This is a genomic window from [Bacillus] enclensis (genome assembly GCF_001456935.1).
GTDB lineage: Bacteria > Bacillota > Bacilli > Bacillales > Bacillaceae_B > Rossellomorea > Rossellomorea enclensis.
This window is the reverse complement of record NZ_KQ758483.1, coordinates 389,763-402,610: the sequence shown is the minus strand read 5'-3', so window position 1 is coordinate 402,610 and position 12,848 is coordinate 389,763. Positions and strand designations below refer to the sequence as shown.

12 protein-coding genes are annotated in these 12,848 nt (G+C 42.3%); 5 read left to right on the top strand and 7 right to left on the bottom strand.

From position 1 onward, the window contains the following. Positions 1-52: 52 nt before the first annotated feature. A complete protein-coding gene (gene cyoE / locus AS034_RS09690; RefSeq protein ID WP_032088974.1) occupies positions 53-967 on the bottom strand; it encodes a heme o synthase in 915 nt (304 codons plus the stop codon). A 484-nt stretch (positions 968-1,451) separates the two neighbouring features. Between cyoE and AS034_RS09685 the strand changes: the two genes are divergently transcribed. After that, the gene (locus AS034_RS09685; protein ID WP_032088975.1) at positions 1,452-2,360 is read left to right on the top strand and encodes a COX15/CtaA family protein; all 909 of its coding nucleotides are present in this window, start codon (positions 1,452-1,454) and stop codon (positions 2,358-2,360) included. A gap of 41 nt (positions 2,361-2,401) precedes the next feature. Here the strand turns inward: AS034_RS09685 and pyc are convergent, their stop codons facing one another. The 4 genes from pyc to glsA all read right to left on the bottom strand — a co-directional run bounded on the left by pyc (position 2,402) and on the right by glsA (position 8,646). Continuing rightward, on the bottom strand, positions 2,402-5,839 hold the full coding sequence (gene pyc, locus AS034_RS09680) for a pyruvate carboxylase (protein ID WP_058298348.1): 3,438 nt from the start codon (positions 5,837-5,839) through the stop codon (positions 2,402-2,404). A 143-nt stretch (positions 5,840-5,982) separates the two neighbouring features. Next, complete coding sequence (gene ftsW / locus AS034_RS09675) at positions 5,983-7,200, bottom strand: putative lipid II flippase FtsW (RefSeq protein ID WP_032088977.1); 1,218 nt, start codon at positions 7,198-7,200, stop codon at positions 5,983-5,985. 108 nt (positions 7,201-7,308) lie between these two features. Beyond that, on the bottom strand, positions 7,309-7,590 hold the full coding sequence (locus AS034_RS09670) for an Fpa/YlaN family protein (RefSeq protein WP_032088983.1): 282 nt from the start codon (positions 7,588-7,590) through the stop codon (positions 7,309-7,311). 135 nt (positions 7,591-7,725) lie between these two features. Next, complete coding sequence (gene glsA, locus AS034_RS09665; protein WP_058298347.1) at positions 7,726-8,646, bottom strand: glutaminase A; 921 nt, start codon at positions 8,644-8,646, stop codon at positions 7,726-7,728. A gap of 138 nt (positions 8,647-8,784) precedes the next feature. Here glsA and AS034_RS09660 point away from each other — a divergent pair, with 138 nt between their 5' ends. Then, a complete protein-coding gene (locus AS034_RS09660; protein ID WP_032088985.1) occupies positions 8,785-9,282 on the top strand; it encodes a hypothetical protein in 498 nt (165 codons plus the stop codon). 102 nt (positions 9,283-9,384) lie between these two features. On the opposite strand, the gene AS034_RS09655 is transcribed toward AS034_RS09660, so the two are convergent. Further along, positions 9,385-10,713 carry a PhoH family protein gene (locus AS034_RS09655; protein ID WP_058298346.1) on the bottom strand — a complete coding sequence of 443 codons (1,329 nt, stop codon included), beginning with the start codon at positions 10,711-10,713 and terminating at the stop codon, positions 9,385-9,387. A 178-nt stretch (positions 10,714-10,891) separates the two neighbouring features. Between AS034_RS09655 and AS034_RS09650 the strand changes: the two genes are divergently transcribed. Beyond that, complete coding sequence (locus AS034_RS09650; RefSeq protein WP_032088987.1) at positions 10,892-11,494, top strand: YhcN/YlaJ family sporulation lipoprotein; 603 nt, start codon at positions 10,892-10,894, stop codon at positions 11,492-11,494. A 34-nt stretch (positions 11,495-11,528) separates the two neighbouring features. Here AS034_RS09650 and AS034_RS09645 read toward each other — a convergent pair whose 3' ends face one another. Further along, positions 11,529-11,984 (bottom strand): pyridoxamine 5'-phosphate oxidase family protein, encoded by a 456-nt coding sequence (locus AS034_RS09645; RefSeq protein WP_032088988.1) that lies wholly within the window; start codon positions 11,982-11,984, stop codon positions 11,529-11,531. A gap of 197 nt (positions 11,985-12,181) precedes the next feature. Between AS034_RS09645 and AS034_RS09640 the strand changes: the two genes are divergently transcribed. Next, complete coding sequence (locus tag AS034_RS09640; RefSeq protein WP_032088989.1) at positions 12,182-12,382, top strand: YlaI family protein; 201 nt, start codon at positions 12,182-12,184, stop codon at positions 12,380-12,382. Further along, positions 12,372-12,827 carry a hypothetical protein gene (locus tag AS034_RS09635; protein ID WP_058298345.1) on the top strand — a complete coding sequence of 152 codons (456 nt, stop codon included), beginning with the start codon at positions 12,372-12,374 and terminating at the stop codon, positions 12,825-12,827. The genes AS034_RS09640 and AS034_RS09635 overlap by 11 nt, the downstream gene beginning before the upstream one ends. Positions 12,828-12,848 lie beyond the last annotated feature (21 nt).

The following is a 12,848-nucleotide window of genomic DNA, read 5'->3' as shown; positions in this document are numbered from 1 at the left end:
GACTCAAAAAATATCTATTTGGATTTCTTATCAGAAAGAATTCCCACTAATCTTATATAACGGTAACAATAACCATTGCTACAAACAAGATAGTCAAATAATTAAGTGAATATACAAACATCAATTTAGACCACTTAATATCATCCTTCATTTTATAGCCTGCAAGGCCAAGTGCTAACCAGCCGATATTGAAGGCTGTGGCAAGAATGAAGAAAAACAATCCAAGATCCATTAAGAAGAAAGGAATCGGCAGTAAGGCAGCGACCCAGGCAACGATATGATGCTTAGTCACGGCAAAGCCTTTTACAACAGGGAGCATAGGGATATCCGCTGCACGATATTCTTCCACGCGTTTCATCGCAAGCGCATAGAAATGCGGCGGCTGCCAGATGAACATCATCAAAAACAGCATCCATGCTACGATATCAAGGTTAGCATCTACGGCGGCCCACCCAATCAGTGGAGGGACTGCACCAGATATGCTTCCAACAATCGTGTTGCTTACATATTTCCTTTTGGACCACATTGTATATAATACAACATAACTGAATACACCTATAAGTCCTATTACACCTGCAGTCACAGTTGTCATGAACAGCATGATGATTCCGAATGCAATCATCAGCAGCCCCAATAATGAAGCTTTCGTTCCATTGATCTTCCCGGTAACTGTCGGGCGTTCCTTTGTACGTTCCATCAGATGATCGATGTCGCGGTCATAGACATTATTGATCACACATGATCCGGCAATGATCAGAGATGAACCCACTAGAGTTAGGAACATGATATCCAGAGAATTCAGAAAGTGTGTATTAGTAAAATAAAATGCTAACCACATCCCGGTAAAAGTAGTGATTAGATTTGAATTAACAATTCCGACCTTAATAAGTGCCAAGAAATCTTTCCATACAGTGGATGTAGAGATCTCAGCTTTTTCAACATTTGTCATTATTCGACTGTTTGACATTTTACCCCTCCTCACGTTAAAACCAAACAGAGGCAGATGACACCTCTTACTACTATAAAGTAAATGATCTGCCATTTCTATATCAAATTCAAATTTTTAGCAAAGATAAGAAATAGTAATCATGCTATCAATATTATATTAAACCATATATTTTTTCCTTTTTGGGGTGAAAAAAAATAATATTGTGAAGAAATTGTGAAGAAGGCAGTCGGCAATGCTTTCGACATTGTATAAGGCATCGTCTTTATCATATCATACTTTCTGGATAAGCGCTTACACAATTACAGTAAAGTAAAATTCAGGAATTTCGGCTGTCTGCAAGTAGTCTTCCCGACTTGATGGTGAGTAATGCTCAATATTCTGTAACATTTTATACATTGAGTTTTAGCTTTCATTTCGTTATTATCGAAAGGCGACAAACTATTTTTCTACTATATTTTTATTTTCTACAACTCTAAAGACTTAAACTAAGAAGGTGAATTGATTGCATAAAGGATTAAAGTGGCTTGCCGTCATCACGACACTCGGTATGCTATTTGTACTATTAGGCGGTGCCCTGGTGACCAAAACAGAGTCAGGCATGGGCTGCGGCCGGTCCTGGCCATTGTGCAACGGCCAGCTGATCCCTACGGACATTACTGTGGAACTTGTCATTGAGCTTGCTCACAGAGTGGTTTCCGGAGGAGTGGGTCTGCTGGTCCTTGCCCTTTCGGTATGGTCCTGGAAAGCCATCGGATATAAGCGCGAAACCAAGTTTCTATCCGTTCTATCATTCTTTTTCCTCCTGCTGCAAGGATTGATAGGAGCCGCTGCAGTTATCTGGGGTCAATCAGACTTCGTACTTGCACTGCATTTCGGAATTTCACTCATTTCATTTGCAGCCATATTGCTGCTGACTTTACTCATTTTCGAAGTTGATCAAAAATTCGAGGCAAGCTCACTGGTTATCGATAAACGTATGAGATTTCATATGATAGGTGTGACCATTTACAGTTACATGGTCGTTTATACCGGGGCTCTAGTCCGCCATACAAATTCAAGTCTGGTCTGTAAAGACTGGCCGCTTTGTGTGAATTCAAGTCCGGGACTGCCTTCAAATATGTATGAATGGATCCAAATGGGACATCGGTTTGCAGCCGGGATGATATTTATCTGGATAGGTTACATCACATATATCGCGATTAAAGAGCACAAGCATCAGAAAGTCATTTATTGGGGATGGATCATAGCATTCACCCTTGTATCCTTACAGGTTATATCAGGAGCTTTGGTTGTCTTCACAAGGTTGAACCTAGGAATTGCATTGCTTCATGCTTTGATCATCTCCTGCTTATTTGGGTTGTTATGTTACTTCATACTCCTTGCTTCCAGGAGTAAAGTGACAAATGAATAAAAGGGATGCCGGTAATGTACCGGCATCCCTTTTTTATGATGTTATTTTTGCATTTCTATCAATAAATCCCCCGGACTGATTGCATCTCCGCTTCCTACATAAATGTCTTTTACGGTTCCAGAGAATGGTGCCTGGACGGTGGTTTCCATTTTCATGGCCTCTGTGATCATCAGGTGATCACCTTTTTCCACCTTTTCGCCCTTTTCTACAATCACCCTGATGACTGTTCCCGGCATAGAAGCCCCGATATGAGTTTCATCCTTAGGATCAACTTTTCTTTTCGCGGCTACCGTGGATTTGATATTTTCATCTTTGATTACAACCTCACGCGGCTGTCCATTTAACTCAAAATAAACGACTCTTGTACCATCAGCCTGAGCCTGACCAATTGATACCAGTTTTACGATCAAGGTTTTTCCAGTCTCGATTTCAACTTCGATTTCCTCGCCCAGTCTCATTCCGAACAGGAATGTAGGTGTATCAAGAACGGAAATGTCACCGAATTGTTCAAGTGTTTGTGCATAGTCGGAAAATACTTTTGGATATAGTGCATATCCAAGTGCATCAAAGCTGGTGACCGGACGGTTGAGTTGTTCATAGAGCTTTTCTTTCAATTTCGTAAAGTCTACGTCATCCAGCAGTTCCCCAGGACGTACGGTTAATGGGTTTCTCCCTTTAAGAATGACTTTCTGCAGTTCCTCAGGGAATCCTCCATGCGGCTGCCCGAGATATCCTTCAAACAGTTCAACAACTGAATCCGGGAAGTCTATCTTTTCACCCTTTTCAATGACATCCTGTTCTGAGAGATCATTTTGCACCATGAATAGAGCCATGTCCCCTACCACTTTGGAGGAAGGTGTAACCTTGACGATATCACCAAATAGATGATTGACCCTTGCATACATCTCTTTCACTTCTTCCCAGCGTTCGCCAAGCCCTACGGCTTTTGCCTGCTGCTGAAGATTACTGTATTGGCCGCCTGGCATCTCATGCTTATAAACTTCAGGATGAGGCGACATCATACCGCTTTCGAAGTCGGTATAGTATTTACGCACATCTTCCCAGTAGTGGGAAAGTGATTCAAGGGATTCAACATTTACTTCCGGCTCTCTTTCAGTACCTTTTAAAGCATAATAGAGTGAGTTCGCACTAGGCTGCGAAGTCAGTCCAGACATCGTGCTGAGAGCAGTATCTACGATATCTACACCTGCATCGATCGCTCTTGCATAAGTATAAATACCATTTCCGCTTGTATCATGTGTATGCAGGTGAATAGGGAGGCTTACAGATTCTTTCAGTTCGGAAATAAGCCTGTATGCAGCCTGTGGTTTCAATAACCCTGCCATATCCTTGATTGCAAGGATATGCGCTCCGCTCGCTTCAAGTTCCTTTGCAAGATTCTTGTAATAGTCAATATCATATTTGGTACGTGTCGGGTCATCGATATCCCCGGTGTAACAAATGGCTGCTTCAGCAATTTTCCCGCTCTGTCTTACGGAATCAATTGCGACTTCCATTCCTTTCACCCAGTTCAGACTGTCAAAGATCCTGAATACATCGATACCTGCAAATGCAGATTTCTCCACGAACTCCCTGATGACATTATCCGGATAATTCTTGTAACCAACTGCGTTGGAAGCCCTTAACAACATTTGGAATAACACATTTGGAATGCGTTCCCTCAACGTCAATAGGCGGTTCCATGGGTCTTCTTTCAAGAAGCGGTAGGCAACATCAAATGTAGCCCCTCCCCACATTTCAAAGGAGAACATATCAGGAAGAAGATGGGATGTCGGCTCTGCAATCTGCTTCAGATCATTCGTTCTGACACGGGTAGCCAGGAGTGACTGGTGCGCATCACGGAATGTAGTATCTGTCAAAAGTACCTGCTTCTGGTCCTTCACCCAGTTTACCAGCCCTTCAGCGCCATGCTGATCCAGTATTTGTTTGGTTCCGGGTTTTGCTGTCCCTGTAGGATCGAATTCAGGCATCCTTGGTCTGGAGAATACCGGCTTTTTCTTCTTTTCCACTCCCGGGAAGCCATTGACGGTCACATTTCCTATATAAGAGAGCATTTTCGTTCCGCGGTCTTTTCGTTTAGGAAAAATGAATAGTTCAGGAGTCGTATCGATGAATGATGTATCATATTCTCCAGTGATGAACTTTTCATGTTTCACGACGTTCTCCAGGAAAGGAATATTGGTCTTGATTCCGCGAATTCTAAATTCTTGAAGATTTCTGACCATTTTCGATGCAGCTTGTTCAAATGTCAAGGCCCATGTCGAAAGCTTTACAAGCAGGGAATCATAATATGGTGTGACGATTGCACCCTGATATCCATTCCCGGCGTCAAGACGGACACCGAATCCTCCACCTGATCTGTATGCCATGATCTTTCCTGTGTCCGGCATGAAGTTATTTAGCGGATCCTCAGTTGTTACCCTTGACTGAATGGCATATCCATGCAACTTGACATCTTCCTGCAGGGGTATGCCCACTTCACGGCTGTGCAGGGCATGTCCTTCGGCAATGAGCAGCTGGGATTGAACGATATCCACCCCTGTCACCATTTCTGTGATGGTGTGCTCGACCTGTACCCTCGGGTTCACTTCTATGAAATAAAATTGGTTGTTTGCAACTAGAAATTCAACCGTACCGGCATTCACATATTTCACGTTATCCATCAAGCGTACTGCCGCTTCACAAATATCCTCTCTTAATTTGTCATCAAGGGATACGGAAGGGGCGATTTCCACGACCTTCTGGTGCCGCCTTTGAATCGAGCAGTCCCGTTCAAAAAGATGAACAATGTTTCCATCGGCATCCCCCAGGATCTGAACCTCGATATGCTTTGGATTTTCCACAAATTTTTCTACATAGATTTCATCATTTCCAAATGCCGCTTTTGCTTCAGACTTGGCACGTTCATATGCCTCTTTCAGGGTCTCAAGGTTTCGGACGATCCTCATGCCGCGGCCACCCCCGCCAAGGGATGCTTTGATGATGATCGGGAATCCTGCTTCCTTTCCAAAGCTGATCACTTCTTCAAGGCTTGTAACCGGTCCGTCACTTCCAGGAATGACAGGGATATCTGCCAGCTGGGCTTGTTTTCTTGCCTTGACCTTATCCCCGAACATGTCCAAGTGAGTTGAATGAGGCCCAACGAAAATGATGCCCTCTTCTTCACATCTTCTGGCAAAATGAATATTTTCAGAAAGGAATCCGTAACCTGGATGGATGGCATCCACATCTGATTTTTTTGCTATTTTAATAATGCCTTCTATATCGAGATAGGCATCAATCGGTTTCTTATCTTCACCGACTAAGTAAGCTTCATCTGCTTTATACCGGTGATAGGAGCCTGAATCTTCTTTACTGTAGACTGCAACAGTCCTGATGTTCAATTCCGTACAGGCACGGAATACGCGGATGGCAATTTCCCCGCGGTTTGCGACTAATACCTTTTGAATTTTCTTCAATACAATCTCTCCTTTAAGTTAGTTCATGATTGAAAATCTTTCATTACTAGTCTATTAAAAAAGGACTGACCCGAAAGATGGATACTAGCGTATCTTAGGGGGCAGACCCTAGACATAGAGATTTTAAATTCCCTATTAGAGACCTACATTTTTACACCATATATTCTCTTGTTACTAGACATATTCTCCAAAGGTTCGTCATTTTCCTTCTTTGTTTTATATTTTTCTTCATATTTCACAAACATCGAAACATTCACAAGGACACCGAGCGATAATGAAAGGACCAGCAGTGAAGATCCCCCGTAACTGATGAAAGGCAGGGGCACACCGGTGATCGGGATGAGTCCGGAAACCCCTCCTAAATTGATGAAAGCCTGTATACCAATCATACTTGAGATCCCGATCGCAAGCATCGTCCCAAATGGATCCTGGCATTTCACACCGATATAGATGCCTCTTAACACGATATAAGTAAGGCCCAGAATAACAAAACTGACTCCGAAGACACCCAGTTCTTCCGCAATGATCGCCATGATGAAATCAGTCTGAGGTTCCGGTATGTAGCCGAGCTTCTGGATACTCTGTCCAAGGCCAAGCCCCTGCACCCCGCCGGAACCAATCGCAAGATAGGAGTTTACAAGCTGATAACCTTCCCCTTGAGCGTCCTTAAATGGCGAAAGATAAGCCTCGATCCTGCTCATCCTTTCAGTTGTAAAGATGAATCCCCTTGCCAGATAGATGAAGGGAGAAACGATGACCAGCAGACCGGCTCCTATACCTGCAAGCTTTGAGATCGTCCGGAAATTGATTCCCGAACACAGGATGACGATTGCCCCGATCACAAAAATGATCGCTGCCGTCCCAAAATCCGGTTCAAGAAAAACAATGAAGCATATGAACCCGAGAAAAATCAATGGCGGAGCAAGCCCCCGATTCAAATCATTTATATAAGCCTGTTTCTTTGAATACACGGAACCCAAGTATATGACAACCGCCAGCTTGGCAAATTCAGAAGGCTGAATCCTCATGAAACCCAGATTGATCCAGCTTCTGGCATTATTGACTTCACTTCCGAATATATGTACTGAAACGAGCATGATGATGATGACGGTCATAAGCCCTTTTATGATTTTCCCTACTTGAAAGGCTTTATAAGGGAACCAGGCAGCAACTGTAAATGCAGCAAATCCTATGAGTACGTTGATCAGCTGCTTCTTATAGAAATAATCGCTTGTAAGATCAAATCGTTCCACAGCCATCACCATGCTGGCACTGTAAACCATCACCAATCCAAAAAAGCACAGGAATATGTACACAGCTATCAAAGAATAGTCATAGGACTTCAATATTTTTTTAATCATGACAATTCAACCCTTTATCTATTTCATTTTCTTTTTCGGCAATTTATGCACCTCTATAAAAAAACTCAAACAACAGTGTTCAATATTGTTTGAGTTGTCATGACTATTTTACTTTTTTGTGGACGCTTCATGAAGGGCAGAAAGTTCCCTTTCCAAAGAATCAATCAGTTCCTTCCCATCTCCGTCATCCACCAGTCCCAACCGGACAGCAAATTCTATTTCACGGGATAATCCGAACATTTGGGTATCCAATACTTCCTCGTAAAGAGGACATTGGGGCATCGTTAAATTATCCATTTGCACTTTAATTAGCTGTAAAATCTTTTCCGCATCAGCCTTTAATAACTCATAGGCTTTTTCTCGATGATTAACTGTCATTTCTGACGCCACAGTGATCCCCCCATTCCGTACAAATAGCATTCCTGTCTTAAAATTTTATCGTTAAACTGCACAAATTGCAAGAATAATTAACGTTTTTGTAAGGAACGAATTTGGATTGAAGGGGCGGTTCACAATTAGCCGATGCTAGAAAATACTCCAGGAATATTTAGCACTGAGCCCTTCCAGAAGCTTGGTGCCGGCAATACTATTCCCTACTTCATCCAGAGCAGGGCCGAAGATGCCGATCCCGCATTTTCCCGGTACACTCCCCATGATTCCGCCGGATACCCCGCTCTTTGCAGGGATCCCTACCTTAATGGCAAACTCACCCGAACTATTGTACATTCCGCATGTGACCATAAAGGTTTTACATATCCTTGCGACATCTTTGGATATAAGCTGCCTTCCGCTTTCGGGATCCAGTCCGTCATTGGCAAAGACAGCCCCCATTTTGGCCAAATCCACACAATTCATTTCCACTGCACATTGCTTCGTGTATAACACCAATAAATCCTCTACATTCCCCGTTATCACTCCATGCTGCTTCATAAAATAGCAAAGCGAACGATTCAGGTTGGCGGTCTGGAGTTCTGAATAAGCAACATCTTCATTGTATGTAACTTGCTGCCCTGTCAAATGAGAGATGAATTCAATCAACCTGTCCCATTTTTCTATGACTGTATCTCCTTTGATCATATGCGTCACTGCCAAGGCGCCTGCATTGATCATTGGGTTGAGGGGCTTCGAAGGTATGTTCGTTTCTAATTTGGCAATTGAATTGAATGGATCGCCCGTGGGCTCCATTCCTACTTTGGAAAACACCTCATCTTCACCATTATCCATTAATACAAGTGCCAGGGTGATGACTTTTGAAATACTCTGCAGGGTGAATTTTTTAAGATGATCTCCTGCATAATAAGATTCATTTTCAATGGAGTATATACAGATAGCTAAATCATCCGGATTTTGATTGCTTAACGCAGGGATATAATCTGCGACCTTTCCATATGGGGCAAAAGCCCTCGCGATATCGACCAGTTCTCCCAGTAGTTTTTGATCTGACATTTTTCCTCACTCTCCTTCATTCTCTAGTAAGTTTCCCTAAATCGGTAAATTGAAAACAGTGAAAATGCTTACACAAAATCAAGTGACAAAAAGATTTATAACCGATATACTAGAACTATTGAAAGGGAGGAATCTGTTGTGGAAAGCATCGTACCGATCAAAGGTAAAGTTAAGTTTGTCATCACGTTAGATTCCGGAGTATGGATTTTTGATGACAGAAAAATTGATTTAAACACTTTCTTTGAAGAAGGAAGTATAATGAAAGATGAACTGGAAGAATATACAAAAGCGGTGTCGAAGCATTGGTCCCGCGAAATCCAGGAGGGTGCCACATATCCTCCTACATTGAAGACGGAAAAGAAGTATGAAAAGGAAAAGGTTCTTACCGGTACTTTCGCCATACCATTTGCACCATTTTTAAAAAACGCGGAACCGCATGAAGATGCCTCAACTATTATTATCGAGACAGAGTCCGGTGAATTCAACTTCCCTGTTGAAAAAGCCGAAGAACTGCTGATGGCCTTTTCAAAGGACGGGAAACCTTTGAAAGAAGACGGACCTGTTCATATCCTTCTTAAAGATGGGTCCAATAAAGAAAATCCAATTAAAAATGTAAAAGCCTTTCGACTGGAATAAGGATCAAATGGTTTCTACATAACTAAACCCGGCGCAGGAACCTCTGCACCGGGTTTTTCATAAGGTATAAATGTAATTAATTTCCACCAAAACAGATTCGCTTTATAAGAGATCTGCCGCAAGCTGGGCAAGCCCGGAACGTTCACCTTTCATCAATTTCACATGGCCCGCTATCGGTTGCTCTTTAAATTTTTCTACTACGTAGGTCAGACCGTTGTTATATTCATCAAGATAAGGATGGTCGATTTGTGCGGGGTCACCCATCAGGACGATTTTACTTCTTTCCCCTACCCTTGTTAATATCGTTTTCACTTCATGCTTTGTGAGGTTTTGCGCTTCATCAATGATAATGAATTGATCAGGTATGCTTCTGCCTCTTATATAAGTCAGTGCTTCAACTTCAATCGAGGCCATACCGGCTAATATATCATCAAGTTCCCCAGGTTTTTTTACATTGAACAGATACTCGAGGTTATCATAGATCGGCTGCATCCATGGTCTGAGTTTTTCTTGTTTTTCCCCCGGCAGATACCCTATATCTTTACCCACTGGTACAATCGGACGGGCTACCAATAGCTTATTGAATTTATGAAAGTCCTCTGTTTGAAGCAGTCCCGCTGCCAGAGCAAGGAGGGTCTTTCCCGTACCCGCTTTACCAATCATCGTGACCAGTGAAATATCATCCCTAAGTAAAAGTTCGGTTGCCATCGTCTGCTGAACGTTCCTCGCTTTAATCCCCCACATATGGTCATGATCATACACTAATTTCTTCAGCTTCGTCCCAGAGCCATCCACCATCCCGACAGCAGAAGCAGAACTGCCCAGTGCATCTTTCAATATGATAAATTCATGTGTATAAAATCGCTGCTTCGTTATATCTTTAAGGGTCAATTCCCCATTTTCATAAAATTTGTCCACTGCACCTTTTTCAACAAATAACTCATTGAATCCGGTATATATATCGTTGACCTCCACTACCCGGTCGCTCAGAAAGTCCTCAGCCTGCAACCCCAGTGCATCAGCCTTGACTCTCACCAGCGTGTCTTTACTTACCAATATAACCGATTTTCCGTTTTCTTTGGCTTCTTCCTCCAAAGAGAGGTTTTTTGCGACGGCCAATATCCGGTTATCATTTGTTTTTTCCACAAATATCTCTTGCAGTTCCTGGAAGGAACGATGGTTTAACTCTATTCTCAGTGACCCGCCTGTGTACAACGGAATCTTTTCATGGAGCTTTCCTTCTTGCCTTAAATTATCGATCAGTTTCGATACATGTCTTGCGTTTCGTCCGATTTCATCCATATAACGCTTCTTCGAATCCACTTCTTCTAATACGACCGCTGGTATAACCACCTCATTGTCCTGAAACGAAAAGATGGCTTGTGGATCTTGTAATAAGACATTGGTATCTAATACATAAATTTTTTTCAAATCGATGCCTCCTGCTCCTCATTTCTTATTACTATTGTATGTAGCCAAAGTTGATCCGGTTATTCCCAGCTACTCAAATAGGACGGCCCGTTTCTTAAAATATATGAATAAACGTATAAAGATAGAAGAAAATTACACAATAAGAAAAGATAATGAAATTAACCCGGGAGGTACTGACATGAATAAATTCATCTCTCTGCTTGGAATTGTCCTCTTTCTGACGGCTTGCGCCAACAATAAAGAGGTCGGTTACAATAAAAATCCACAATCTGACCCAAACAAACCGATCACGGTCCAAGACAGCAACATCCAGCATGTTGAAAGAAAATCCGGACAGCAAATTTCAAAACATCTGGTTAACCTGACTACAAGAGTTCCGGATGTAAGAGATGCAACCGCCGTCGTCATAGGAAAATACGCTTTTGTAGGAATCGATATCGATTCCAATGTCGAACGTTCTGAAGTCGGCTCGATTAAATACTCTGTTGCAGAAGCCTTGAAAGATGATCCTTATGGGGCACAGGCAATCGTTGTCGCAGACCCTGACGTAAATGCACGCTTGAAAGAAATAAGCAAGGATATCCAGCGCGGAGAACCTGTCCAGGGAATCATGAACGAACTCTCAGACATTTCCGGCAGGCTCATGCCTGAAATTCCACGCTCCCTTAAGCAGACAGACCCTGAAAATGCTCCAAAACAACCAAAGAAAAAAATGAACCAGACAAAAGAAAATCAGCTAAACAAAGAACAGGAAGACCAGAGCGAGAATCATATCGAATAGGCTCTGAAATATAAAAAGCCATGAAAAAGCTGATTCAGGCTTTTTTCATGGCTTCTATTACTTGGCGGTCCAAGCGTTCCGCAGCGGCTTTATCATACGTCTTCTCATAAGCAGGCTCTGCTGAGATCCTGGAGCCGTAAAACATGACATCCCTCACCTCTTCGATCTTCATCTTAATCAAAGTGAGTTTCAACGGTACACCTTCAAGCTGTACCTGACTGATTTCCGTCTTCCCGGCAATCGAATAAGTTGATTCATTTGCAATTAAGTTAATAACAGCAAGCGGATTCTTCTTGATATTCTCAACGATTTTGGATTTCTGATTCACAGTGAAAAGTACTGTTTCTTCATCCTTCGCCAAAATCCATGAAACTGCATTGACATTCGGTCCTCCCGTTTCATGATCTACGGTGGACAAGGTAACAAAGCGTTCAGATTGAAGTTCCTCGAATAGTACCGGGATCAAGCCCGGTTCCACTTGGTTAGCCAAAACAATCACTCCTCCCTGGTCCTTCATTAAGAAAAATTCGTCATGGAATTTAATTGTCCTTCTTTTTATTTTGATATCATTATACATCATATAATGAAGATTAAAAATGTGCTGTAAGTAAATTGAAGCGTTCTCTCATACTACATGATATACTAAAATGAGAAATCTTATGAGAGAAAAAGCAATGAGGTGTTAATATGCGTGTTAAATGTGCTCTATGCGAAGTAATAGAAAATATTGAAGATTATTCGCTGCAGGCGAAAAGATTAAGGAACAGACCCATTCACACTTATATGTGTGACCCATGCCACAAGCGTATCACTAAAAAAACAGAAGAACGTGCCGCAACAGGTAACTTCAAACTTTACCGCTCTCCAAAAGTAGAAGATGAATTCTAAAAAGACCCTCAAGGGAATCTTTATCGGCATCGTATCGGGAATCCTGCTGGGCCTCACCCTGAAACTGCTGCAGGGACTGACTGGAATAAAAGTATACATACTCCTGCTCAATGTGGATTTCATACCTTATTTAGGGGCTGTCCAATGGCAGGAGTTGATGGAATTCATTTTCCATTTGATTGTTTCCTGTCTGATCGGAATGGTTTTTGTGATAATAGTCCATCGATTCAAACTAGCCGGCATATCCGTATGGATAACATCATTTGCGTTGAGCCTGCCCGCATTCTTGTTATACTTTCCACTTTCTTCACTTGCCATAAAGGATGTCCCCGCTCCTCATGATCCCACAGCCATCCTGCTTTGGCTGACCGGCCATTTGGTATACGGTGCATCCATCCCCCTTTTATTTCTGGCTATAGAGAACCATAAGGGGAAAACCAATTAATAGAAAAAAGCTGCAGTTTAT

Coding starts and splice junctions, on each gene's coding strand:
- cyoE (WP_032088974.1), bottom strand. CDS start 967: ATGTCAAACAGTCGAATAATGACAAATGTTGAAAAAGCTGAGATCTCT.
- AS034_RS09640 (WP_032088989.1), top strand. CDS start 12,182: ATGCGTGTTAAATGTGCTCTATGCGAAGTAATAGAAAATATTGAAGAT.
- glsA (WP_058298347.1), bottom strand. CDS start 8,646: ATGTCAGATCAAAAACTACTGGGAGAACTGGTCGATATCGCGAGGGCT.
- ftsW (WP_032088977.1), bottom strand. CDS start 7,200: ATGATTAAAAAAATATTGAAGTCCTATGACTATTCTTTGATAGCTGTG.
- AS034_RS09650 (WP_032088987.1), top strand. CDS start 10,892: ATGAATAAATTCATCTCTCTGCTTGGAATTGTCCTCTTTCTGACGGCT.
- AS034_RS09635 (WP_058298345.1), top strand. CDS start 12,372: ATGAATTCTAAAAAGACCCTCAAGGGAATCTTTATCGGCATCGTATCG.